Genomic DNA, 25783 nt, shown 5'->3' with positions numbered 1-25783 from the left:
AAGACAAGGAGCGAAGTCATGCCGTCAATTAGGAATTTTGGACATCGGTCATCGAAGGAGCGCGGCTCTGGACTCGTCCTGGCCATTTTGCTCGTGATGGTCATGACGGTGCTGGGGCTCGGGCTGGTTTTTGTTTCCGAGGTGGAGCGCGACATCGCCATCCATGACCAGCAGGCAAAACTCGCGCGGGAGATCGCCCGCTCCGCTCTCACGCATGCCAAGTTCATGCTCGTCGAGGCGCTCGTCGACGGCGAGATAGACAACGATCTCAAGGGCGCGCCGGAGCCGGGAGTAACGGTTCCGCCCAAGTATCTTTGCATCAACGAAGATGCGCCTTCCGAGAACGAATGCCGAGGCTGCCTGCGCACGACGGACTTCATGCAGTGCAAAGCCGGCGAACAACGCATGCAGGCCGTTCCGCTTTACGATTACTACCAAGACGTTTTCCTGTTCATGCGCCCCTATCTCGAAAAGAGCGAGCCCTTCTTTACGCCTACCTCGGCGCCGGGGCCGACCGTCAAGGGCTATTTCTCAGTCTGGATTCGCAACAACCCAAACGACACGGACCCCGACGATCCCTTAGCGGCCAGCAAGGCGGGCACTGATTTGGACGGCGATTTTGTTCTTATCGCCGAGGCCTGGGTCAAGAAGCACCCCGAGCCTTTTAGCGATAATACTAACTATTGGTTCGACAAGTGGCTTGCGGGAGGCGGCGACGCGGAAGTGGCGACCCAGGGCACGCCCGAGAATCCCATCGTGGCGCGCATAGTTATCATGGAAGTCATCACGCAGAAGGACCCTCCCCGGCTCACGTATTCGGGCCGCAACATTGACCTTCACAACACGAACACCATCTATGCCGCTGGTTAAGAACCGCAGAAAGATTACCCCGCCCTTGCGCAGCCCGTCCGCCGTCCGAAGCCGGGCGGTGGAGGACAGGCACGGCATCCGGGGGGCTGCCATGAAGGCGAAGCCCCGCTTAAGGATTGGGGCGGTAGCGCTCGCAGGAGCGGTGCTCTGTATGGCATGGCTCGGCGCCGCGCGCGCCGAGGAGGAGTTCCCGGGGGTGGATCCGCTGCGGCAAATGGGTTCCTCCTCCGCCAATCCCCTCATTTATCTGTTCCTCGACACGTCGAAAACCCTATCGAACCCCCTGGAAATCAACGACGACCAGGGAAACGAGCCGTGGTTCATCAACAACACGGGCGGCTGGCGCTACATTGAAGACAGGGCGAGCTTCATCGACGCAGACGGAAACGAACTGTGCAGCGCCTTTTCGGACACCGTGGAGTTCGGGGACATGGGGTGGACGCTCTCCTCGATTGATCCCATGTATCCCAACCTGTGGCACATCGTGCGTGAGCCGACCTGCTCGCCGTCGTCTGCGTCCGGCGGGGAGTATAGCTGGTACTTCGGCTGTTCTCCGGACAATCCAAACAATCCCGCCAATTGCGTCCCCTGCACCTTCGAGGTTGCGGACCCCGTAGCCGACTGTCCGGACCCCGGATGTGTCTCTCTGGACACACGGGGTAATCTTTGCGACCGGAAACACGATGCAACGCTCTGCCGCCGACGCGTGGCAGGCGCCATCGAATCCCCGCCCATCGACACCCTAGGCGCGACGATCATCGATATTCTCTTCATGTCGCGGGCGGTAACCGAAAGCAACCCCAAGTATGACAAGAAGCTGGTCGAGGTTCGAGTTCAGGATTCCGCAACCGGCGTCTGGAGCAACTGGCACTTCGCGGGCCAGGTGCTGGACACCTCCGGTATTTGGGTGCCTCAGAGCTTCAACCTGGACTCGATTTGTGCCGACTGTGCCGACATCGATCCAGGCTTAGATGGCATTCTAGGAACGGCCGATGACATTTCCAATTGCACCAACGGTAGGGACGACGACGGGGACACCTTCATAGACGAGTCCGATTGCACCAACGGAATTGACGACGACGGGGACGGCTTGACAGATGAACCGCTTATAACGCCCGGGGACACGATTCAGATTCGTTTCCGCTTCGACAGCATGGACTACATCCATAACTTCGGCCTCGGCTGGATGGTGGACGACATCAGGATGCTCTACAGCGACCTGCAGTGCGCGGGCTACGCCTGGTACGAGCCTTCGCGCATCTCGACGGTCAAGAACGTCCTGGGAGACAGCGTGAACATTGCGACGCTTCGGGACCTGGGGGGGTGCAACTTCGGAACCAATCTAGAAGGCCCCGACGGGGAAACGCCGTACAGCCTCGCCCTGGACGCGGACAGGAACCTCTCGTGCGACGAGCGCACCGTCGACCCCTTCCTTGCGCCGCGCCTTGAGGACTCGGGCGACATCTTCACGGCGGAGGCCTCCGTGTTCGGCGCGGCGGGCGTCTACGGCACGCAGGTGTGCGCAGGCGACATGCACCCGAGCCCCCACGCGACGAAAACCCATGCGACATGGAACGCGAGCCCGTGCGCCTACTTCACGGAGAATCCACCGAACATTGACCCCGACCTGCAAACTTCCGCCTGCGGCGAGACCGATTGCACCGACGGTATTGACAACAACGGGGACGGCATCATCGACGACGACGACGGACACACCATCGCCTGTAGCTTAGTCAATCCGACCGATCCGAAGAACAAAGAAAAAGCAGGTAGCGGGGCCCTTTCCCACAACACCGCCTGCGCTGACGATCTCATATCGAGCCTGGTGTTCAGCATGAACTTCGGGCTCATGATCGGCGCGTCGAACGTCGGAAAGGCCATTGATGGGGGAGACCCAAACTACAACACCGACCTGTATGATGCCGTCGGGAATCCGATCGGCTACACCACCGTGGGCGGCATCGCGCACCTCGTGCCCGTCAATACCAACGACGAGGACTTCACGGGCCAGAGGTACAACACCGACCGCATCAACGCTTACCTTCGGAAATGGGGAGTGACAACAACGCTCGACAAGCCCGACGGAACCGGATCCGTCGACATCGGCGGCCTGGGCGTCACCGACCAGCCCACCTTCCCCATTCAGAACAGCGATGCGGCGGGGCAGACGCTTGTGGACATCGTCACCGCCCTGTCCGACGAAAACGATCCCAACTACGATCCCCGCGCCCGGTGCCGCAACGGGTACGTGATTATGCTGATTGACTCGTTCTTCACCTCGGGCAGCCTGGCCTCGTGCCAGGGGCAGATGACGGCCGCCGAGGGCCGCCTGGCCACCCTGGCCACGGGCAACAACGTCCGCACCTTCGTCATCCAGTTCGGCCCCGAGAGCCGGCGCTACAACGCGAACCGCCTGGCCTACTTCGGCTGGACGGACGCGAGTGCCGGTCCCGACAACCCGGGCGGTTTGGAGCAGGACGATGCCGGATTGCCGGTGGACCTCAAGCTCGCGACCTTCGATGACAGCGGATACACCAACGACTCCGGCTGTGCGAAGGCAGGCTGCGACTGCAGCAACACGGCCGACGAGATTTACGACTACGCCTACTTCGCCACGAACCGCAAGGAGCTCAAAGAGGCCTTCAAGGCCATCTTCGAGGCCATCGCGCAGGGCGATCTCGTGACGGCGCCGCCCACGGTAACCCCCACCATCAGCGCGACGGGAGATGATCAATACGTCGGCCTTCTTACCTCGGCGGAGTTCCCCGGCTGGAGAGGCCACCTGCGCGCCTTCGACCTCCGACCGGATGAACCCGAGGAGCTCTGGGACGCGGGCGGCGACAACGGAACGGCCCCCCCCTACCAGGATCCTACCACATACCCCGCCCATGGGTTCACAAGCCGCGACCTTAGCGCCGACCCGCGCGCCATCTGGTCAAGCGAGTTTAATTCCACTTCGCCTGCGCACAAGCTCTTCCCAATCAATGATGCAAATTGGAGCTCGCTTGCAAAAAGTTTCAACGACATGGCAGCAAAAGGCCTCGTCAGCTTTCCCAAGGACGGCTTCACGGCTGTCGCCGGTGAAGAAACCACAGACGACTGCTCGAAAATTAACATCTATGAACTTATCGATTTCATCAAGGGATTCGACGGCCGGGTGAATTCCGCGGTGGGGCACCTCCAGAGGCCGTGGATTCTGGGCGACGTGGTGAACGTCTCGCCCGTCCTGGTTCAGAGACCGCTCGACTTTCTTATGGGGACGGCCGCCAATAAGGAGGCGTTCGACGACAAATACGAAAACCGCCACCCGATCATCTATGCTCCCGCGAACGACGGTCTTCTCCATGCGTTCGACTCCGTCGACGGCTACGAGGTGTGGGCCTACCTGCCGCCTACGCAGATCGACAACGCGGCGCGGCTGTACTGCAGCTTCAAGGACGCCTACGACGCGTCCCTCGAAGTGTGCCTCGACAACGAGAACGACCCGCCCCCGCCCTGCGTCCTCGACGGCGATTGTTGTAGCAACGGTGTTGACGACGACGGGGACGGCGCGATCGACGAGGAATGCGGCGACTACCTAACCTGCACCCAGGATGCACTCGACAAGATGGAAAATCCCACCGGGCAGAATACCTTTCTCACCGACCATATCTACGGGCTTGCGGCGGCGCCGCGCGTGGGCGAGATTCGCGTCAAAATGGATCCCGCCTGCGATGATACCTTGACTCCCAACTGCCCTTCCGGGGATCCGCTCTTCTGCTGCCGCTCATGGGCGACGGCGCTCTTCATGGGCGAGGGCGCAGGGGGCAGCAACTACTACGCCCTCGACGTGACCCATCCCTACGGCCCCGGCGGGCGAACCGTTACGGACCATCTGAAGGGCCAAGACTTCACGGCCGACGAAGACGAATGCTTTGGCTATCCCGACAGTTGCTCCAACACCAGCCCCCCTCTCTCTATTCCCCTGCACGGCAATCCCACCAACTCACCTTTCCAGGTGCTATGGCGCATCGGCCCGGACAAGCCGGGCTTTGAAGGCCTGGGCGAATCGTGGAGCACCGTGCCCGTGGGGCTTATCAACGATCCCACGATCAACAGCACAGCGGATCCGCCGCCGAAACTCCAAACCTTCGCCGTCGCCCTCGGCTCCTACCACCGCCCTCCCGAGTTCGGGGTTTGCGTCGAGTCCGACTGCACCGACGGCATTGACAACGACGGTGACGGCTCCACCGATGAATGGGAGTCGCGTTGCGGGCAAGTCCCCTGCGCGGCGGGCGATCTCGAGACGCTCAATACCTACTGGATTGTGCGCGCCGAGGACGGTGCGCTTCTGAAACGCTCGGACGATTTTAAAGATCCGGCCTTACTCCCCGCTACCGATGGGGACCGTCCCTATCACCAGAGCGCCGCCGATTTCCTGCCCGACGGAACGAAGGCGTCCTACGATTCGGTGGGCGAATCGGTCGACAACGACGACGAGCGCAAGAAGCCAAAAATTCCCAACTCCACGCTTCCCGACGTGATTATGATGGAAACCGACTTCGCCGGCCTCCCGGCCGCCTTTTACCCGGACGGCATCGTGACGCACCTTTTCCAGGCCGACCTCCACGGGCGAATCTGGGCGGCCGACATCAGCGACGAGGGAACCGATTGGGGCATCGGGACCTGGGCGGAAAATTGGAAGCAGTGGAAGCTCTTTGATCCCCTGAACGCGCCCCCGGATGATATCGGCTCTCCCGGCGATGTGCCGGTAAGCACCACACCAGGTGCGACGAAGGGCCTGTGGACCGACACCGACGGGTTAGACCCCGCGAATATGACCGCCATCGGCGCGCAGCCCATACACTACACGCCCGCCATCGGGCACCTTTCGGCGAATCGCTACGTGGTCGCGTTCTCCACGGGCGGCTGGGGGGAAACGCACTCGAACGTCGCCGGAGAGCAGTTCGCGCCCCACCTGGTGCTTCTCGTCACGGACGAGAACCTCGTCGACCCCGCGCTGACCAAAGGTTCTACATCGCACGGCATCTGTCAGGCCTGGGTGGTGCGCCTCGACAACATCGCCATTGTAGGCGAGGTGCTGATATGCGGGGAAGCCGATTGTGACAACGGCCTTGACGACGACGGGGACGGCCTCATAGATGAACTGGATCCTGCCCCCACGATCACGGGTACCCTTTCGCCATCGGCGCGCGTCACTGGCTCGCCGCTTCTCGTTATCCAGCGGGAGGCTTCCCTGGGGGGAGCCGGGCGGACAAGCGGCACGGCCATCTTTTCGGTCTACGACCCGATTGAAATTCCTGACACGGGCCCCTGTGTGGGCACGTCGTTTGCCATCGTCGTGGATTTTCAACATGTGAACAATTTTGAGAATTGCAACGACCCGACCGGCGCGACCGTGGCACAAGCCATCGAGATCGGGATCGGGTTCCAAACCCTGACCGCAGGCCCCACGTCGCCCATCATGGCGGTAAGCAGCACCAAGTTTGGAGATGCAGCCAAGCTCAAGAAGGTGAAAGGAATGAAGTGGCCGGGCGCGGGGCCCGAAATTACCGTGCTCTCGTGGCAGGAGCTCAGCTGCGACTATTAGGGAAGGAGGCGGTTGTGGGACAGGGGCGAGGTCCGTGTGCGGCCTCGCTTTTGTTATTGACTTTCGGCCCGGGACAGGCTATGCTATAGCCTTTAGGACGAGCGGAGAACGCCCGGCTTGCCCCGACAGGTCGAGACCGGCCGGGGCTTCGACGGGGGCATAAGACAAAGGGAGATTGCTATGAACGTATCCACCAAGGTTTGGTTGGCAATGGCGGCAACGGTGTTTCTCACGAGCGGGGCCGCGCGGGCGGATTACGTGGTAATCCTCAAGGACGGCTCGGCCATCATGGCCGAGGAGCCCTTCCGCGTGGAGAATGGGGTTGCCATTATGCGCACGAGCGACGCCCAGTTGGTGAGCGTTGCGGCCGAGCATGTCGACGTGCGCCGCACCGAGGAGGCCAACGCCCCGGATGTCGTGGTGGTGGACCGGAGCGCACGGTCCGAAAAGCCCGAGGGAGAACCAACGCCGTCCCAGCCCCCGCGCGAGGAAAGCGCGGCCTCCCCCGCGGCGCGGACGGTCGACAACTACGAGCTCCGGAAGTACCGCAACATTCGCATCAACGCAAGCGAAAATCCTGTGCCCTGGGAAGCCGAAGAAGGCGAAGAGGAAGAAGAAAAAGCGTCCACAGCATACAAGAAATCGGACCTCCTGAGCCGGGAGGAAGAGCTCCGAAAAATGGTGGACTCCATCAACACCAAAGTGGAGGAGGCGAATTCCCGAAGAACCAATCTCGCGTTCCAGAAACGCATGGAGAAGGAAATCGAGGAGATGCGCGAGAACTACCAAAAAGAGTGGGATGGCTACGCCGAGATGGTCAACCAATACAACGCCCAGCAGTACGCGAGCGGCCGGCCGCCTTCCAGCACCGAAGCCGCCCCCGGCGCCGGCGAGGAAGCTGAGGAAGAAACTGAAACCGTTCCCGGCGCCGGCGGGGAAGTCGAGGAAGAGTAGGCTTTTCTCCGTATGACTTTCCTTCCACGAGGCACTTCGAAGTTGTCCGTGTTGCCTCCGGCAGGACTGAGGTGAGCGAATGATGGCTTGGCCGCGCTACTGCCTTCTGTGGGCTCTCTTGCTCGCGGCGGGAGCCGTGACTCTCATTCGCTGCCACTCCGGAGGCTCCGGCGGAGTGACTATACCCCCCAGCATCTGCGAGGGAGCGGGCTGCTTTTCCGGACGCCACTACGACGTCCGGCTGCGCATCTCACCATACGGGACAACCGACTTTCGGCGCACGGGGGGATGTCTTGCCAAAACCAAGGTAACCCCGGCCATCTACGATGGATGCATCCTGCGTTCCGACATGGCAGGTGAGTTGGTTCTGGAATTCAAACTCTGCGAAATCGGCGATGAGTTTATCGTGACGGTCATCGATAAAACGAGCGCCGACCTCTATCCCGCCGAGAAGGATTACAACACCCTTCTTGCGAGGAAAGCGGACGAGAGTGCCGAATACGAGGACTGCTGGACCAGCCAGGGCGCTCCCCCCCCTCCCACGGTGGAAACCCCCTGCTTTTCGAATATGATCGATCCGCATAATATCGGGGCAGACCGCTTCATGGTCAAGGGGGACCTGAAGGGAAAGCCCCACAAGGAGTTCTGGTTCCAAAAAGAGGCGACGCAGAGTACCGGAGTCACGGGATATGATGCCTTCTTATCCGGCGCCCCCCTGTTCCCATGGTTTGCCTCGAACCAGCAGAGCGGCAATTTCTGTCCTGGCGGGAATTTAACGGGCGGATGGACCGAGCGAATCCAGGTGGGGCTAGATCTGACGTTCATCGGAGACAGCGTTTCGGGCACTTTCACCTTCACGGACCGGGATCCGGATCGAACGGCCACCCGGCAGTGCCTCAACTGGTGCCCGACCTACATCAATCCAGGCGGCCCAAACTGCCCGGGCGGCCCAGTCCAGCGCAACTTTTGCCCCTTTGCAAACACCTCTCCGACGAGCTGCGGACCCAACTGGGTGTATGAGCTTCGTTTCTACGACCTCTTCCCCTACTGCAACCCGTATTATCTGACGCGCACTTTTGGCCCATCCCCAGCAAGCGGGTGTGAGAGCTGCGGTTTCTTCAATCTAATCGACGGCACGACCCGGCATACGTGTGACTACGCAGACTGCCCTCCCTGGGTGTGGGGCATGGAGGACGAGCTGAGAGAGTTTCCCTTCTGCGCGCGCGTGGTCGACCTTCCCTGCGTTGTTTGCGGTGATTGCGCCGACATCGATTGTACCAATGATATTGACGACGATGGTGACACCTTCATAGACGAGTTCGATTGTACCAACGGTTTTGACGACGACTCGGACGGCCTCGTAGATGAAGGGTGCGATGATTGTGCCGACATCGATTGCACCAACGATACTGACGACGATGGTGACACCTTCATAGACGAGTTCGATTGTGCCAACGGTATTGACGACGACGGGGACGGCCTCACAGATGAATTGATTCCCGAGTGGCACTGTACCGGGGTAAGCCATGCTGACAATATAATTGTAGGAGGGGGAGGAAGCGACGCACAGAAGGACATGGCGGCAGAGACCTGCAGCAGCCTCACGTCCGCCGACATCCTCAGTGGCCGTTGCTTTGTGGGCCCCGCGCCTTGCTGCAACGGCGCCCCGCACGACACGAGCTGGGAAAAATGCCGTGACAACGGCGTCCGCCCCCTCTCCCAGCCTCCCTTCAGCGGATACGCGATTCCCTTTGGGAGTCCCAAGTTGAGCGACCTTGACTACAAATGCCCGCTCGACAGCCCTCCTTCTCCCGCCCGATACCGCAACCGCCTGCTTCCCTTCGATTGCGACAGCGCGTATGCGGAGAACTGCATTGCGGACGACGTGACCATCACATTCGACGTCAGCGGCACCCTTACTTACCGGGAAGCAGCCCCCACCTGCCCTTAGGGAGGGCATGGGCCCGCCTGGATTCGAACCAGGAACCTATCGGTTATGAGCCGATGGCTCTGCCGTTGAGCTACGGGCCCGCCGTCTTCTCTCCCTTGCTCATTATACCGTAAATCTCCACGGTCCCCACGCCAAGACTCGTCAAGGCAGCCTCGCTCCGCCGAAGCGCTTCGCGAAGGCGAGAGCGCTTCGCGGAGGCGAAAGCTCGCTCGTCCCGGCAAAGGCCGTGCTGTAGCCTGGCACGCCGGGAAAGCGGCCTGCTTTCCTTTGGGCCCGAATTGGAATATACTTTCCCGATAGGAGACGAGGCCGTCCTCGGCGGATTCGCGTAAAGGACGGATTCGTCCTCCCTGGCCGGGCCGCTCCGGGCCTTGGAGGGGCAGGCCTTGGCCGGGCAGGCTGGCGAATGAAACCATCGAAATTCTGACCCAAACAGGAGGTCTCCCATGGCAAGGAAAGGCACATGGCTTGTGCTCGCGGTTTTGGTGCTCGTGTTGGCTCTGGGCGTTGCCGTCCTGGGTGCCGTGCTCTACCTGACGATTGAGACTCCCGTCAAGGAGGAAAGTTTTCTTTTCTTCTCGCTCGAGGGCGAGCTTCCCGAAGAAGTTCCGGACGATTCGCTGGCATGGCTTCTCGGCAAGAGGCCCCTGAGCGTCCGCGAGGTGCTCGACGCCCTCGAGAAGGCATCGGAGGACGAGCGCATTGCGGGCGTCATTCTCGACGTGGGCTTTCCGGACATCGGCCTCGGCAAAGTGCAGGAAATCCGCTCGGCCCTCGAGGCCTACCGCGCCAAAACGCAAAAGCCCGTCTACGCCTACGGCGAGATGTTGACGGACGCTACGTATTACCTCGCGCTCGCGGCGGACGAGATTTACATGCCGCCGCAGGGATACCTTCTGCTCGACGGCTTCCGCACGGAGGTCCCGTTTTACAGGAGATTCCTCAACTGGCTCAACATCGTCCCCGAGCTGATTCAGGTCGAGGAATACAAAAACACCGCCGATATCTTCATGCGCGAAACCATGAGCGAGGCCCATCGGGAGGCCACGACGGCCGTTCTCGATGATCTGTACGGACAGCTGGTGCGGGTCATCGCCGCGCGCTGGGGTTTCGAGGAGGCCGACGCCGCCGTGCTCGTGGACCAAGGGCCTTACTTCGGCCGGCCCGCCCTGGACGCAGGGCTCGTCACGGACCTGCTCTATCAGGACGAGTTCGAGGCGCATGTCCTGGAGGCGCAGGGCAAAGACCCCGAAAGCGACGAGCTTGAAATCATAGGAATCCACAAGTACCTCAAGGGCCACAGCGCCTGGGGAGAAGAAAAGATTGCCATTGTCGTAGCCGAGGGCGTGATCGTTTTGGGCGAGAACTCGGAAGATCCCATCCTCGGGAAACGCATGGGGAGCGACACCATAGCCGAAGCCTTCCGCGACATCCGAAGTGACGGTTCCATACGGGGCGTCCTCTTCCGCATCGAAAGCCCCGGGGGCTCGGGCCTCGCCTCGGACATCGTCTGGCGCGAAACGCAGCTTCTTCGGAACGCGGGAATTCCCGTCGTCGCCTCGATGAGCGACGTGGCGGCCTCGGGCGGCTACTACATCGCGATGGGATCGACGACCATTGTGGCGCAGCCCGCGACCCTGACGGGCTCCATCGGCGTCATCAACGGCAAGTTCGTCACGGACGGCTTCTGGCGCGAGTGGCTGCGCATAAACCACGAGAGCATCCAGCGCGGGGAAAACGCGAATCTCTTCAGCAGCTTGACGCGCTTCTCCGAGGCGCAGGCCGAGAAGATGCACAAGGACACGTGGGATTTCTACTGGCAGTTCGCGGACAAGGTGGCGCAGGGGCGCGGCATGACGCGCGACGAGGTGGATGCCGTCGCCCGCGGGCGCGTCTGGTCGGGCGAGCGGGCGTTCCGAAACGGACTCGTGGACGCCCTCGGCGGCTACGACGAGGCTCTCGCGCTCCTTCGGAAGGAGGCCAACCTCGCCGACGACGTGGAGCTCCGGCACCTGATCTACCCCAAGGGGAAATCGTTCCTGGAGCGCCTGGCCGAGTTGGTCGCGCCGCGCCCGCAATTGACCCTCGAGGATTTGACCGACCCCGACCGTATGATTCCCTACCTGCGGGAGCCGACTCTTCTTCTCGCGCCCGTCGCCGAGATTCGGTAGGAAAAAAAGTGGCGCCCGCAAGGCCCCCACTGCCGGCCGTCGCGCACCACCTCCGCAGCTGGTGAGCGAATCCACCTCCTCCTTTCCCGAGGGCGCTCCGCTCGACCAGGATGAGCGAACGGCCCGGAAAAAGCTCCGGGACGGCCTTATGCGGGGCCTGTGGACGACGTGGATTCTGGCAAGAGTGATCGTGCCCGTCGCGGCGGGGCTCGAAGTGCTGCGGCTCTCGGGCGCCCTCGACGCCCTGGGACGGGCGCTCGCTCCGGCCATGGGCTGGTGGGGGCTTCCGGGCGAGGCGTCGCTCGCGGCGGCGAGCGGAGCCCTCGTGAGCCTCTACCCCACGGTGGGCATTGTGGCGAATCTGTCGCTCTCGTGGAAGCAGGTGACGGTGCTCGGCCTGGGGATCGGCATCTGCCACGAACTTGTGATCGAGATGGCCGTGCTGCGCGAGGTGGGGGCGCCGTGGAAGACGCTCCTTGCGGTGCGCGTTGTTTTTGGGATGCTCGCCGCATGGCTTCTTCACCTTTTCTTCCTATTCTTCCTCCCGGGATAAGCCGTGGCCGAGTGGGGTTTGGCTCTGCTTCTTGCGATCGGAAACGCCCTGCTTCTCTGCGCCAAGCTGGCGCTGGTCCTGGTGCCGGTGATGGTGGCGTTCGAATTCGCGAAGGGAGCCGCCGTGTTCCGGTCGGGGGAGAGCCGGTTCAGCCGCGCATTCGCGCCCTTCGGATTTTCTCCTGCGTCGGCGACGGTGCTCCTCGCGGGCCTCGCTTTCGGCATCGTGTACGGCGTGGGCGCCCTCGTGGCCCTCACGCGTGAGCACCGGATTCCGCGCCGCGAAATCACCACCGTGAGCTTATTTCTCTGCCTGTGCCATGCCATGGTCGAGGACCCGCTCCTTTTCGTCGTGGTGGGCGCCCACTGGGTTTACCTCGTCGCGCCGCGGCTCGTCCTGGCCGTGCTGGCGGTTTTTCTGCTCAAGTGCTGGCTGCGCCGGCGAGCGGCGGCGTGAACACCCTCCCTGTTCCCTCACGGAAGGAAGGTTACTTTTTCTTCTTCGGCTCGTCGGGAACCAGGTCGTCGAGGATGTCTTCGAGCGAGAGGTTGTCGTCTGGTGCCTTTTTCGACGAGCCCGCCAGAAGGTCGCCGCTTATTTCCAGCGTGGGAAATTTCTTGGAGGCTTGGGGGGGGGGCGGGGACGCCGCAGGACGGGTGGGAACGTCCTCGGTGCGCTTCGCTTGCGCGGGTGATTTCGCAGGCGGCTTCGCGGGCGGCTTCTTGGGCGACTTCCCGGGGATGTTTTCGCCCAGGAGCTCTTCGAGCGTGACGCTTCCCCCCAGCTCGAGCCCGTCCAGGTCCTCTTCCGACACGGCCGGCTCCTTCTTGGGCGCCTCCTGGGCCGCGGCGGCGCGCTGCTCTTCGGGAATCTCCTTGTCCAGAAGCTCCTCGAGCGAGACGCTCCCCTCGGTTTCGAGGCCCGCGACGTCCTCGTCGGTCACCTTGTAGGCAACCTCCTCCTCGGAGCGAAGCTGCGAGGGCCACGCCTCGGGCCGGGGCAGAAACGAGTCGAGTGCGCGCGCCTTGCGCGGGCGGTGCGCCTCGATCTCCAGCTGGCGAAACAGTTCCTTTACGGCCATGGGAAAACCTGCTTAAGACGTTTCCTTGTGGAACATCTCGAGGGCGCGCTTGGCGTCCTTGTTGAGGGGGTTAAACTCCAGGGCCTTCTGCCACGCGGCGACGGCCTCCTTGAACTTTTTCGCCTCGTAGTAGGAATTGCCTAAGTTCGTGTAGGCCACAGAGGGATTCGCGTTTTTTTGGAGGCTCGCCTGGAACATCTCGACGGCCTTGCCGTACTCGGCACCCAGGTGGTAGAGGAGGCCGAGGTTGTTGTAGGCCTCGCCCATGCCGGAGTCCAGGGCGAGCGCCTTCTTGAATGCCTCGACGGCCTCCTTGTTCTTCTTGAGCTGCGAATAGGCGAGGCCGAGGTTGTTGTGCGCCTCGGCCATCTTGGAATCGATTTCGAGCGCGCGCTGGAATTCGAGCACCGCCGCCTCGTAGGCGCCGCGGTGGTAGAGGGCCGCGCCGCGGTTATTGGCCTCGCGCGCCTCCTCCTTGCGCTCGCGCGCCTTGGCCTCCTCGTCGCGCTTGCGCCGCTCGTCGAAGTACTTCGCCATGGCGCGCTGGCCCTCGGCGAAAGTCTCAAGGTGCGCCTTCAGCGTGAGCGTCTCGGCCGCCGTCTCCTTGAGGCGTTTGTCAAACGCGGCGGCGCGGGAGGCCGCCTGCTCCTCGCCGTCCGCGACCGCCTTGGTGAGGGCGGCCTGCGTCTGGCGAAGCGCCTCGGCCGATTTTTTCGCCTGCTCCTCGCTCCGCGCCTCGAGCGCCTTCCGGACGCCCGTCAGGGCCCCTTCGAGGGCGAGCACGCTCTTTTTGCGCTCCTCGTCGAGGGCGCGCAGCGTGCCCTCCAGCGTGCCCAGCTGCTTGTGCAGGTCCGCGAACGCCGACGCCGCCTGCTTCTCCGAGTTTTCGCTCTGCCCCCGCACGAACGTCGCGAGCTTGTCGAGCGAGTCGCCGTGGCTCGTGAGCGCCCCGGCGATGCGCCCCAGCGTCTGGCCGTGCTCGACCAGGGTGCTCGCCTGGCTTTCCGCCTGCTTGGCCGTAGCTTCCGTTTTTTCAAGAAGCGTCTTTTCGAGCTTCCCAACCTCGGAGGCGACGTTCTCCTTGAGCTTCTTCTCCAGCGCGAGGACGGCGTCGGAGCTCCGCGCGGCGGCCGCGTCCGAGACCTCCTTCAAGGACTTCGAAAATTCCTCGCGCGCCGCGGCGAGGGACTGCTCGAGGGCGCGCACCGGCTTTTCAATCTCCCCCTGAAGGGCGGAGCGCTCCTTCGCCCCGGCCTCGGCGAGCGAGCGGAGCGCCGTCTGCATCTCCTCCAGCCGAGGGCCGAGGTTAGCCACCCGCTCGTCGAGCTTCCGGACGAGCTCCGGGTCCGCCGAGCTCTTCTCCTCGGAGGCCGGGCGCTCGCTCAGCTTGTAAAGCTCGCTCTTGATGTCCCGAAGGGCGGCGAACACGCCGCCCTCGTCGTGGAAGAGCTTCAGCAGTTCCTCGATTTGTTTCGCCACGTCTTCAGAGGTTTCGGCCATCTCTCTATTCTAACAGAATGAATCCTCAGGCGCCGCCCTTCTGCTGCGTCCGCCTCGAAAGGGAAGAAATTCCACAGAGGATTTTCGGTTTTCGCGCAAGCGACTCGGCCACGAGCCGCTCGTATGCGTGCGCGAGGGCCTTCTGAACGCCGGCTGTTTTGGTCTCGCGCGCGAGCGCCTCGAGGTGCGCGGCCGCCCTCGCCCAGTCGCCGGCGAGCATCGCCCGGTGCGCGGCATCGCCGCGGTCGCCCGACTGCTCGTCGAGCGCCATCGCCGCCTCGACGTTGCCCTGCCATACGTAGCAAAGGCTCTTGACGCGGGCCGCCTCCTTCCCGTCGCCCGCTCCGAGGCGGGCCAGAAGCCCGGGCGTCGCATGCCGCCGCAGGATCTCGATTTCCTGGGGCGAGAAATTTTTAAGCTTTCCCCCGGACCGCAGGCTCTCCAGGCGCTCCGAGACGAAGGCGGCGGCGAAGTCGTGGAGCGTCACGAGCATCGCCTCCTCGTTCTCCGAAAATTCGTAGGCTTTCGCGAACGCCTCCCTCGCGCCGTCGCGCTCGCCGAGCTGCTCGAGCACCATGCCGCGCCGCATGAAAATCTGCGCCGCCTCCCCGGGCGTGAACCGCTCGACGTTCTCCGAGGAGAGCACCTGGAACGCGCGCTTCCAGCGGCCGAGCGCCATCAGGGTGTCCACTTCCAGGTCCAGGGCGTCGAAGCGGCGGCTCTGCTTGCGCAGCCCCTCGAGCAGGGGGAGCGCCTCCTCGCGCAGCGCGGGGGCAGTCCGGACGGCGGCGCGCACATCGGCGACCGCGTCGGCCCAGCGCTCGGCGGCGGCGCGCACGCTCGCGCGCATGAGCTGAACGGAGGCGTTCTGCGGCTGCTCCCGAAGAAGCAAATCCAGGTCTTCGAGCGCCAAGTTGAGGTTCGCGCCTCCGAGCGCGAGTGCCCGACCCAAGCCCTTGAAGCCCTGCTCTCGGAACCCGAGGCGGAGCGTCTCGTGCGCGAGCGCGCCCGTGAGCGCGCCGTCGTGCTCCACGGTGGCGCCCAGCTCCTCGATCTCCTTCTGGAGCGCCCCGCGCTCCCCCTCCGGGGGCGCTTTTTTGAGTTGTCCGAGCGCCTCGACGGCCGCCCTGGGCTTTCCTTGAGCGACGTGGGCCCGCATGGCCACGCGGTGCGGTGCGGTGGTTTCGGGGTTTTTTCGCATCATCTCGCTCGCGGTGCCCAGAACGGCCGGCGCCGCCTTCGCGTCGAGCGCAAGCGCCTGCGTCAGGCTCCGCGCCGCCTCCTGAAAGCGCTCCAGGCGGGCGAGAATTTTTCCGTGCGCCGCATGCGCCTCGGCCGACTTGGGCGCCTCCTTGAGAAGCGCCGCGGCCTGCGGAAGCGCCGCCTCGAGAACGGTCTTCTCTGAGGCCGGGATGCCGCCCAGCAACTCGGCGGCCCGCACCGCTCCGCCCGACGCCGCGTGAATCCGCGCCTCCAAAAGACGCGCGGGCGCGTAGCCCGCACAGCGGGACTCGAGCTCGGCAAGAATCGCCTTGCCCTGCGAGGCGTCCGCCTCGAGCGCGGCGCGGTAGGCCTCGAGTCCCTTGTCCCACTGGGTCTCGGTGGCGTAGAGCCGCCCGAGCCACATCAGGGTCGCGACGTGGTCGGGGCGCGCGGTGTGCATCGCCTCCAGCCGCTTCCGCACTTCCGGAAGGAGGTTGCGCGCCTGCTCGGCCGCCTGGCCGTAGCGCGCAACGGCCTTGTCGAGGTCCTTGCTGTCGCGGAAGGCGTCGCCCAAATACAGATTGATCTCGGCGAGGGCGACGGGATCTTCCTTCGCGAGCGGGATGGCCTCGGAGGCGAGCTTCACGGCGGCCTTGGGCGTGCGGGCCTTGAGGTGGGCGCGCATGAGTCCCAAGGCGAGCGCCGGGTCCTTGGGAAGATGCATGCGCAGGGCCTTGTATTTTTCCACGATGCGCGGCATCTCCTGCGGCGCGGTCTCCATGAGGCGGTCGAGCTCGGGGCGAATCTTGTCGTAGAGCTTGAGGGAGAAATAGACGTCCACCAGGTCGAGCCGAAGCGCCTCGCGCTCGGGATTCTCTCGAAGAAGCGCCTCCATCGCCTGCTGGACGACGGGAGTCTTGTCGGGCGCCTGCGTGAGCACGCCCTTGTAGTGCGCGAACGCCTCGTCGAGCAGCTTCCCCGCGCGCGCCACCTCGCCCGCGGCGAAGCTCACCGCCGCCGAGGACTCGAGGCGCTTCAAGAGCTCCAAAATCTTCGGCGCGGTTTGAGGCTCCTTTTCCGCGAGCTCGAGCGCCGCGGAAAGCCCGCGGGCCGCGTCCCCGGGATAGGCCGAAAAGAATCCGCTCAGATACTGGAGCGCATGGGGAACGTCTCCGGCCGCGACGGCGCACTCGACGGCAGCCAGGTACGCCTGCGGATGGCCCCCCGGAGGCATGGCGACGGCGAGCGCCTCGGAGGCGCGCTCGGGCGTCGCGCGGAGAAGCGCGCGAAGCGCCACGCCCATGCGCCCGACCTGCCCTTCGCCCTTGGCGAGCTCGGCGAGAAGCAGCAGGCACTCGGCGTTCGCCATATCCACCTCGACCATGGCCGCCGCCTTGCCCAGAAGCGTGAAGCGCTTTCCCTCGGCGCGGGCAAGGAGGCGGAAATGCTTGGCCGCCAGGTCGTAGCGCTTCACCGCGAAATACGCCTCTCCGAGAAGCTCGTTCGCGCGTGCGTTCTTCGGCTCGCGGGCGAGCACGGCCTCCAGGACCGGCACCAGCTCATCGCTCTGGGCGCCCTCCTGCCTTGCCGTCCCCAGGGCCTGGACGCCGCGCTCGACGTCCCCTCCCTCCGCGTAGAGCCGCCCCAGCAGAAGAAACACGTGCGGCTCGTTGGGAAGCTGCTCTCGAAGGGCGTTCAGGTGAGCGACGGCTTCCCGGCGCTCCTGGTCGCCGGAGGCCGCGTACGAATCGAGCGCCGAAAGGGCGTCCCCGACGTTGCGCTGCGCGATGTGCGCCTGAAAGAGAAGTATCTTGGGCAGAGGGTCTTCGGGACTCTGCGACGCGGCGGCCTTGGCGCGCTCCAGAACCTGCGGCGCGGCCGAGGCGTCGCCGCGCAGCAGCAGGCGGTATTCCTCGAGCGCCTGCTTCATGCGGCCCGACGTCCGCCAGAAATCCCCCAGCGAGAGCCGAAGCCCGCGCAGCCTCGGGTTGTGGGAAATAAGGGCCTGAAGGTGCTTGGCGATTTTTTCAACGTCCGAGGGCAGAACCTGGGCCACCACGCCGTAAGCCTCGACCGCATCCCTGTGGCGGTTGAGGTGCTCCGAAAGAAGCGCCGCCTTGTAGAAATTGAGGGCGTTGGGCGGCAGGCTCTCGCGCGGCCCCTTGAGGAGCTTCTCGCACTGCGAGCGATAGCGCTGAAGGAGCTTTTCGGCCTCGGCCTGCGCGAGGCGCTTGATGTAGCCGGCGGCGCCTTCGAGGTTCTTCTGCCGGATTTCGCAGCCCGCGAGCGCGTCCCAGCACTCGTAGAGGTTGCTGACCTGCGAGCGCAGGTCCTCGAGGCGCAGCATAAGCTCCTCGACGTGCTGGGAGCCCAGCTTGAAGAGGCGCTCGATGGCGGGGCGCGCCTCCTTCATCCGGCCTCCGAGCACCTCCAGCTCAACGAGCGCGATGTGGTAGGGCGCGTAGTTCGGATCGCTCTTGAGGCCGTTTCTCACGAGCGTGCGCGCGCGGTCGAACTTGCGCTGCGCGATGTACTCGTAAATGCTCGTGACGCGCTTCTCGGGCGTCGAGAAAAGAAGGCTCTTCAGGTCAACCATGCCGAATGAACTCGCATTGCCTGCCGGACTCCAACGTTAAACCCACCCGGCAGGCATTATACACGGCGCGGCACGGCGGGGCAAAAATTCAAGCTGTCGTTCGACTTGACTTTCCCCGTTTACCTGTGATAGAGTACCCTCTCTTTTGGGCGGGAAAACGTGGGTTATCCTGTCCCGAAAGGGGGGAGGCGAAAAAACAACAACCAAAGGAGAAAGACAAATGCAGAAAACAATCGCGTTAACTGTCGCGGCGTTTGCGCTGTTTCTGGCGGCGCCCCTGTTCGCGTACGACGCCGAAGGGTTCTTCGTCACGGGCGACATACAGATGCTCGGGCCGACGAACATCGACCACAGCATAGGGGTGATTGAAGACGAGAGTGGTAGTGCAGATACCTATAACAAGTGGCAGCTGGACTACGGGAGCGACTTGTCGTTCCGCCTCGGCGGCGGCTACAGCTGGGCCGAAAAAGGCCGCCTGAGCCTCACCTACTGGGACTACAGCGACGACGAAGTGGAACGCCGCTACCTGGACTCCAGCCAGTACTTGGACGACAGCTTCTTCGGGACGTATGTCAACAGCGGTTATTATCTTCAAGGCGCGAGCGAGATTGACGCGACCTCGATTGAGATAGCCTTCGAGAAGGACCGCGACTTCGACAATCCCTGGACGCTCACGTGGAAAGTCGGCCTTCGCTACGTGGACTTCGAAGAAACGGTGAGACTGGACTGGTTAGATGATCTTGGTTCTCCCTATGAATGGGGCTACGACCTGCGCACGATCGACGCGAGCGGCATCGGGCCGACCGTGGGAATCGGCGGCGCGCACCACTTTGCCGAGCGCTGGTCGGTCGTAGGCAACGCCTCCCTCAGCTACGTCTTCGGTGACAGCGAAACCAAAGGCACGGAATACAACGAATGGTGCTGCTGGGGCGACGACACGGACAACATCTCCCACACAGACGACAGTGCGGCAGGGTTGATCACCGACCTGAATGCCGGTGTGAATGTCAACGTGTGGGGCGGTCTGGACCTGGCCCTCCTCTACACCTTCAGCTCGTGGGAAGATCTCGTTACCAACAGACTCGGAAACGGCGACGACATTGACGATGAAATGAGTTTTCCGATCCGCGACAACGTGACGTTCCACGGCCTCAACCTGCGCTTCCGCTGGCTGTTCGGGAGAGAATAATAACGACACTTTCCATTCAGAATCGCTGGGGCGCTCCCTTTGGAGCGCCCCTTCTTTTTAAGCGCGCGAGCGTTTATAATTCCATAAAACCGGCTGCTGAAAAACGGCTGTTCGATTAAGCCCATGTTCGGAAAAAGACTTTTTCTAACGTTGCTCTTTTCTTTAGGAGTCCTAGGCTGCGGCCAAAGCACGCGCCCCAATCTCCTTTTCATTACGGTGGACACACTGCGCGCCGACCGGCTCGGCTGCGCCGGCTACGCGGACATCGAGACGCCGGCCATCGACCGCCTGGCCCATGAAGGCGTGTATTTCCCCGGTCTCTACGCCACGGCCCCCATCACCTTTCCGACCCACGCCTCGCTTTTTACGTCCAAGTACCCCTTCTCGCACGGCGCGCGCATGAACGGCCTTCACGTGCTCGACGACGCGCATCCGACCCTCGCCGAAATCCTGAGACAGCAAGGCTACGAAACGGGCGCCGTCATCGGCTCGTTCGTCCTCCACTCGATGTTCGGCCTGGATCAGGGATTTTCCTACTACGATTCCGTGGAAGATTACCCCAAGGAAAAGACCGATTTCTTCCAACTGCGCATCAACGACCGCGCCGCCTCGGAGGTCACCCGCCTCGCCGTCGAATGGTTCGATAGAAGCCGGCTGGAAGGCGGGCCGCCCTGGTTTCTCTGGGTACACTATTTCGACCCTCACAATCCCTACGAACCTCCGGAGCCGTTCCGCAGCCGGTACGAAGGGAGCGCCTACGACGGGGAAATCGCTTATACCGACAGCCAGATCGGCGTGCTTCTGGAACATCTGGAGGAAAAGAATGCGATGGACGACACGCTCGTCGTATTCGTCGCGGACCATGGCGAGGCCCTTGGCGAGCACGGCGAGCCCACGCACAGCTTCTTTCTCTACGAGGCCACGGTACGGGTTCCTCTAATCTTTTACGGACAGGGAATTTCCACAAGGGGAATGCGCCATGAAGCACCCGCCTCTCAGGTGGATGTGGCCCCCACGGTGCTCGACCTCCTCGGCTTGGACATTCCCTCCGAATTTCAAGGGAAGAGCCTGCGGCCGCTTTGGGAAAACGGAGCCGCGTATGCGCATGACGTGTACATGGAAGCGTATACCCCCTACTACGATTACCGCTGGGCGCCCTCGGAGGCCCTCGTTCGCGGGCCGTGGAAATACATCCTTGCGCCGAGGCCGGAGCTTTACCGGACGGGCGAGGATCCGGAGGAGCTCGACAATCGAACCGCCCGGGATTCGGAGCGGGCCCTGGAGATGAGGAGCGCCTTGCTCAGTCTTCGGCGACGCTACCCGAAAGCCTCGGAGACCAAAGCCGAGCTTACCCAGGATCACCTGGAAAAACTTCAAAGCCTGGGCTACCTTACGGGAGGGGCCGCAACACTGGAAGAGCCCGACGCTCTCAAGATGGCAAAAATACTTCCCGACGTCAAAGATCGCGTCCCGGTCATCGAGTTGAACCTGAGAGCGAGCCGCGCCGCCAACGCCGGAAATTTTGATGAGGGCATACGTCTTTGCCGCGAAATTCTCGCCATCGATCCGGAAAACCTGGGAGTGCTCGCCCGCCTCGCAAAACTTTACAAAAAAACAGAGAAGCTTCGGGAAGAGATTCGTCTTCGGCGCAAAATCGCCGACATCGAGCCCTCCCATACATGGAGCTACTACCATGTGCTGGCCGCTTGGGAGGAACAGCAGGGCAACGAGGAAGCGCGTAAGGAAGCCCTTCGCAAGGCCGCCGATTCGTTCGCGATTAACGAGAGACTCACGGGAACGCTGCTTCCCGAGGAACTCAACAATCGCGCGCGGTTCTACCGGCTGCTGGAAGATTACGAGCGGGCCGAGGCGGACTACAAGCTGGGCATTGAGAAATACCCCCATGCGGCTTTCCTCCCCTACGGCCTCGGGAATCTATACCGGCGCCTCGAGCGCCTGGACGAGGCGCGGGCCATGTACGAGGAGGCGCTTCGTCGGGATCCCCGCCACCGCGGCGCCAAGGTCAACCTGAGCAACGTTCTCGCCGAGCAGGGGCACTACGAGCGCGCGATCGCACTGATCGAGGAAATCCACCGCGAATTCGACCCCACCGCGCAGACGTACTCGAACCTCGGGCAGTGCCACATAAACCTGGGCAAGGTGGACGAGGGAATCGATTATCTTCTGAAGGCGCTGGAAATAAACCCCGACCACGCCGAGTCGATTCTCGGCTTGGCGGAAATCCTGTTCCGGGAGGGCAGGCGGGAGCGCGGGATCGTCTATTGCAAAAAAGTCCTCTCCCAGGACCCGGAGAACAAGCAGGCTCTTGCCCTGATGGATAAGTACGCCGGGACGCCGCCCGGTTGAGGTGCGCGCGGCAAGATTTTACGGCGCAATGCGTTTTCTTGACACGGGGGGCGGGGTGCGATAAAGTGAGATACGAACGCCTAAGGTGCACATACACCTTTAAAAAAAGCGAATCATGGACGTCTCGATTTTCGCGTTTTCGGTTGGCGACTATATCGGCGGGCTTAATTTCGACCACGTCGAACATGTCGAGGAACAGAGCAACGTGTCCGGCGAGGTTCGGGAGCGGAGCCTGCGCGTCGGCGACGAGATCCTGCCGCTCGTGGACCTGCGGACGTGGTTCGGCGTGAAAGGGCTGCTTCCGGCGGGCGGCCGCGTCTTCGTCTGGGACGTGAATCGCCGCGTGTTCGTGGTGGACGAGGCCCTCAAGGTGATCCACCTGAGCGCCGGCGATATCCACCCCCTGCCGCCGTACATCTTTCAGAAGGAGCGGCCGTTTCGGGGTCTCTTCCCCTACGAGAACCAATGGGGTCTGCTCCTAGAGGAGAACGCAGAGCATGCTGCTTACGCTCAAGTGGGATGAGGCGCGCGGGGCGCTGCCGCTCGAATCGATATGGGAGGTCGTCCGCCTCGGTGAAAACGGAGACGAAGCGCTCCAGAGCGTTCCGCAAATGCGGGTTTCGCTCGCGGGCATGCTCATGCGCCGAAGCTACGCCGTGCCGGTGTTCGACCCGCGGCGTTGGAAAGGATTCTTTGAACACGTCCCCAAGATCCGGGGCCAATACGCGGTGCTCCTCCAGACCGAGGACAGCCTAGACGGTCTGCTGGCCCAAGAGGTGGGCATCTTGAGTGCGTTCGAGCGATTGACGGATTTCGCCCAGGCCGAAACGCGGAATGCGACGGGGCTTGGGAAGCGGTTTGTGGACAGTGCCGTGCGCGGCGAGCGCGCAGTCTGGGCGCTTCTTTCGGTGTCCCGCCTCGCGCGCGCGATGCACGGCGAACTTGATCCCCCCAGCAAGGAGAACTCATGAAGAAACGCGTTCTTGTGGCCGACGACAGCATCACCATTCAGAAGGTGGTTGAGCTTTCCCTTTCGGAATCCTACGAGGTGCGCTGCGCGGCAAACGGCGCCCAGGCCATCGAGCTTTTTGAAGATTACGGGCCCGATATCGTTCTCTGCGACGCCCTGATGCCCGAAAAGGACGGCTACGAAGTGTGCGCTTTCGTGAAAGGCCACGCCCAACTGAGACACACGCCGGTGCTCATGCTCCACGGAGCCTTTGAAAGCTTCGACGAAGCGCGCGCCCGCGACGTGGGGGCGGACGAGACCCTGACGAAGCCCTTCGACACGCAGACGCTCATCGACATGGTGGGAAAGCTTCTCTCCCAGATCGCGCAGCCGTCGGCCGAGGCGGCGTCTCAGGAAGAAGCGCCCCCTCAAGAGGTCGTGGCCAAAGTCGAGGAGGACGTGGAGAGCGCCTTCGAGGCGTTCGAGGAAAAAGCCGGACCGGCGGAGGAACCGTCCGCGCCCGAGGAGCCGCCCGAGGCCGAGGAAACCATGGCCATTCCCGTTCCGACGATGCAGTCCCTAGCCGCAGGGGATGCTCCCCAAGCCGAGCCTCCCAAGGAGGCCGGGGAAGCTGCCGAGTCCGAGCCGTCCTATCGAGGGGAAACCGTTGCCGTTCCGCGCCGCGAATTGGCGCAGGCGCTCGAAGAGGACAAGAAGCCTTCGGAGGGTGCCACGGCCGGCCCCGAGGCACCGGAGGAAAGTCCCGCCGAGGCACCCGGGACGAGCCCCGCCGAAGCATTCGGTGCAAGCCTCGCCGAGTCGGGGGCAGGTTCACCGGCAGAAGACGTAGCATCCGAGCTTGACGCCGAGCTCGCGAACATGGACTTTGGCGGCGATGAGGAGCCTTCGCCCCTGGGGGAGGCGGCGGAGGAGCCGGTCGCCGAGGCTCAAGAAGAATCTCCCCTGGAAGCCGATGTGCCTTCGGAGTCCGCCCCGGCGGCGGAAGCTGAGACGGAGGCCGAAGAAGCAGCGGCGCCGCCTCTTCCTTCCGAGCCGACGCTGGACGTTTCGCAGGAGGCGATGCCAGCGGAGAGCGCTCCTTCGGAGGAAGCAGTGAAGGAGCCGGTCGAAACGGAAGCGCCGGCCCGGGCCGAGGAGGAAGAAGCCCCCATCCTCGGCGAGGAGAGCGCGGAGCAGGTCCCCGAGGCCTATTACGAGCCGCCGCAGGGCGTCACGGAAGACGACCGGGCGTTCGCGCGCGAGATGGCCGAGAGCAGTTCCGTTTCGGCAACCGAGATGCTCGGCGATGAAGCCGTAAAAGCGCCGGCTGAAGAGCCTCGAGAAGAAGAACAAGCGCCCGCCGCCGAAGAAGAAAAGGCGCGAACCGAGACCGAAGAGATGGCCACCTCGGAGCTCCTGAAGGAAATGGGAGAGCCGTCGGCTCGGGAGCTTTTGAACGAGGAGGAGATTCAGAAAGTCGTCGAGCGCGCCGTCAAGCGCATCTCCGAAAAGGTGCTCCGTGAAATCGCCTGGGAAGTCGTTCCCGATCTGGCCGAGGTGCTCATCCGCAAGAAGATCGAAGAGATCGAGAAGGACGCGGAGAAGAAGAAGTAAATTTTGCTGTCCACCGCCAAGGGGTGGATTTAATGGCCGATTACCGATAACCAATCAGGAATCGGTCATCGGTCATAAAGCATTGATCCCATGCCTCGCCGCCGCATCCTGATTCTCGCCGAGGGCCATTTCGGAAAGCTCGAGTCGAAGACCGCCAATTGCGTCATCCGCTACCGTGGGCGCGAAGTCGTGGGCGTCATCGATTCCCGCCGCGCGGGCAAAACCGTCCAGCGGGTGCTCGGCTTCGGAGGAAAGATTCCCGTCGTGGGGAGCCTGCGCGAGGGACTTGCCCTGCGCCCGACCGACCTTCTCATCGGCGTGGCGCCGCAGGGGGGCATGATCGAGCCCTCGTGGGAGCATGTTCTCCTCCGCGCCCTGCGCGCGGGCCTGAACGTCGTGAACGGCCTCCATGTCCTTCTTTCCGAAAATGCGCACTTTCAGAAGGCGGCCCGGGCGGGAGGGGCGAAGATTTTCGATTTGCGCAAATACGACCGCCCGCTCCGCCTCCCGAAGGTGAAGCCTCCCCGCTTGCGCGCGAAGGTGCTGCTCACCGTCGGAAGCGACTGCAACGTGGGCAAGATGACGGTCGCGTGGGAGGCGGCCGAGGCCCTTCGGGCGCTGGGTCTTCGCGTGGGCGTCGTCGCGACGGGGCAGACCGGCATCTATCTCACGGGCAAGGGGATTCCCGTGGACGCCATCAAGAGCGACTTCATCGCGGGCGCCGTGGAAGAGGCGGTCGAGCGCGAGGCACGCCGCGCCCAAGCCGTCGTCGTCGAAGGGCAGGGCTCGCTGAACCATCCGGCCTACTCGGGGGTGACGCTCGGGCTCCTGCACGGCTCGCATGCCGACGCGCTTCTTTTCTGCCACGAGCCGGGGCGCGCCTGCATTGACGGCTATCCGAGGTGCCGCCTCCCTTCGCTTGCGACGCTCGTGCGCCTAAACGAGGAGGCCGCCGCGATGGTCAAGCCCGCCCCCGTGGTGGCCGTCGCCCTCAACAGCGCCCGCCTGAGCGACGCCCGCGCGAAGGCCGCCCTTCGCGAAACCCAGACCGAGACGCGCCTTCCCGCGGTGGATCCCATCCGCTTCGGCCGCCGGGCACTCACCAGCGTCCTTCGAGAAGCCTTGTTCTAAATCGGGGGCCAGCCTTGCAAAGAGGGGGCCGTTGCGATAGAGTGGAGGCGGTTGGAAAAAGGAT

The 25783-nt window shown here is 63.3% G+C and carries 16 protein-coding genes and 1 tRNA gene; 13 read left to right on the top strand and 4 right to left on the bottom strand.

All coding sequences use genetic code 11. The features are described from left to right. The first annotated feature begins 18 nt into the window (after positions 1 to 18). From JSV08_09970 to JSV08_09955, 4 genes are all read left to right on the top strand, one after another. A complete protein-coding gene (locus tag JSV08_09970; protein ID UCF80807.1) occupies positions 19 to 870 on the top strand; it encodes a pilus assembly PilX N-terminal domain-containing protein in 852 nt (283 codons plus the stop codon). Next, the gene (locus JSV08_09965; protein ID UCF80806.1) at positions 857 to 6460 is read left to right on the top strand and encodes a hypothetical protein; all 5604 of its coding nucleotides are present in this window, start codon (positions 857 to 859) and stop codon (positions 6458 to 6460) included. Before JSV08_09970 ends, JSV08_09965 begins: the two co-directional genes overlap by 14 nt. A gap of 180 nt (positions 6461 to 6640) precedes the next feature. Then, positions 6641 to 7414: a hypothetical protein gene (locus JSV08_09960; protein UCF80805.1), complete on the top strand. Its 774-nt coding sequence runs from the start codon at positions 6641 to 6643 to the stop codon at positions 7412 to 7414. A 79-nt stretch (positions 7415 to 7493) separates the two neighbouring features. Continuing rightward, positions 7494 to 9365: a hypothetical protein gene (locus JSV08_09955; GenBank protein ID UCF80804.1), complete on the top strand. Its 1872-nt coding sequence runs from the start codon at positions 7494 to 7496 to the stop codon at positions 9363 to 9365. Positions 9366 to 9373: 8 nt separating this feature from the next. Here JSV08_09955 and JSV08_09950 read toward each other — a convergent pair. Further along, positions 9374 to 9445: transfer RNA gene (locus JSV08_09950), tRNA-Ile, on the bottom strand. 366 nt (positions 9446 to 9811) lie between these two features. Between JSV08_09950 and sppA the strand changes: the two genes are divergently transcribed. The 3 genes from sppA to JSV08_09935 all read left to right on the top strand — a co-directional run bounded on the left by sppA (position 9812) and on the right by JSV08_09935 (position 12545). Then, complete coding sequence (gene sppA / locus JSV08_09945) at positions 9812 to 11536, top strand: signal peptide peptidase SppA (protein ID UCF80803.1); 1725 nt, start codon at positions 9812 to 9814, stop codon at positions 11534 to 11536. 61 nt (positions 11537 to 11597) lie between these two features. After that, positions 11598 to 12089: a hypothetical protein gene (locus JSV08_09940; GenBank protein ID UCF80802.1), complete on the top strand. Its 492-nt coding sequence runs from the start codon at positions 11598 to 11600 to the stop codon at positions 12087 to 12089. Positions 12090 to 12092: 3 nt separating this feature from the next. Then, positions 12093 to 12545, top strand: coding sequence for a nucleoside recognition protein (locus tag JSV08_09935; GenBank protein ID UCF80801.1), 453 nt, complete (start codon positions 12093 to 12095; stop codon positions 12543 to 12545). A gap of 31 nt (positions 12546 to 12576) precedes the next feature. Here JSV08_09935 and JSV08_09930 read toward each other — a convergent pair whose 3' ends face one another. From JSV08_09930 to JSV08_09920, 3 genes are read right to left on the bottom strand one after another with little or no spacing between them, the layout of a single operon-like run. After that, positions 12577 to 13170, bottom strand: coding sequence for a hypothetical protein (locus JSV08_09930; GenBank protein ID UCF80800.1), 594 nt, complete (start codon positions 13168 to 13170; stop codon positions 12577 to 12579). Between the two features lie 12 nt (positions 13171 to 13182). Further along, a complete protein-coding gene (locus JSV08_09925) occupies positions 13183 to 14670 on the bottom strand; it encodes a tetratricopeptide repeat protein (protein ID UCF80799.1) in 1488 nt (495 codons plus the stop codon). A 25-nt stretch (positions 14671 to 14695) separates the two neighbouring features. Next, entirely contained in the window at positions 14696 to 18469 is a 3774-nt protein-coding gene (locus JSV08_09920; protein ID UCF80798.1) for a tetratricopeptide repeat protein, read from the bottom strand. 220 nt (positions 18470 to 18689) lie between these two features. On the opposite strand from JSV08_09920, the gene JSV08_09915 reads away from it, so the two are divergent. The 6 genes from JSV08_09915 (at position 18690) to JSV08_09890 (ending at position 25719) form a co-directional block, all read left to right on the top strand. After that, entirely contained in the window at positions 18690 to 19658 is a 969-nt protein-coding gene (locus tag JSV08_09915) for a hypothetical protein (GenBank protein UCF80797.1), read from the top strand. A gap of 150 nt (positions 19659 to 19808) precedes the next feature. Next, positions 19809 to 22025 (top strand): sulfatase-like hydrolase/transferase, encoded by a 2217-nt coding sequence (locus JSV08_09910; GenBank protein UCF80796.1) that lies wholly within the window; start codon positions 19809 to 19811, stop codon positions 22023 to 22025. A 115-nt stretch (positions 22026 to 22140) separates the two neighbouring features. After that, positions 22141 to 22548, top strand: coding sequence for a chemotaxis protein CheW (locus JSV08_09905; GenBank protein UCF80795.1), 408 nt, complete (start codon positions 22141 to 22143; stop codon positions 22546 to 22548). After that, positions 22523 to 22996: a chemotaxis protein CheW gene (locus JSV08_09900; protein UCF80794.1), complete on the top strand. Its 474-nt coding sequence runs from the start codon at positions 22523 to 22525 to the stop codon at positions 22994 to 22996. Before JSV08_09905 ends, JSV08_09900 begins: the two co-directional genes overlap by 26 nt. Next, positions 22993 to 24588 carry a response regulator gene (locus JSV08_09895; protein UCF80793.1) on the top strand — a complete coding sequence of 532 codons (1596 nt, stop codon included), beginning with the start codon at positions 22993 to 22995 and terminating at the stop codon, positions 24586 to 24588. Before JSV08_09900 ends, JSV08_09895 begins: the two co-directional genes overlap by 4 nt. A gap of 90 nt (positions 24589 to 24678) precedes the next feature. After that, positions 24679 to 25719: a DUF1611 domain-containing protein gene (locus tag JSV08_09890; GenBank protein ID UCF80792.1), complete on the top strand. Its 1041-nt coding sequence runs from the start codon at positions 24679 to 24681 to the stop codon at positions 25717 to 25719. Positions 25720 to 25783 lie beyond the last annotated feature (64 nt).

The organism is Acidobacteriota bacterium, assembly GCA_020349885.1.
Taxonomy (GTDB): Bacteria; Acidobacteriota.
The sequence above is the reverse complement of the archived record's forward strand: the minus strand, read 5'-3'. Positions and strand labels throughout refer to the sequence as shown.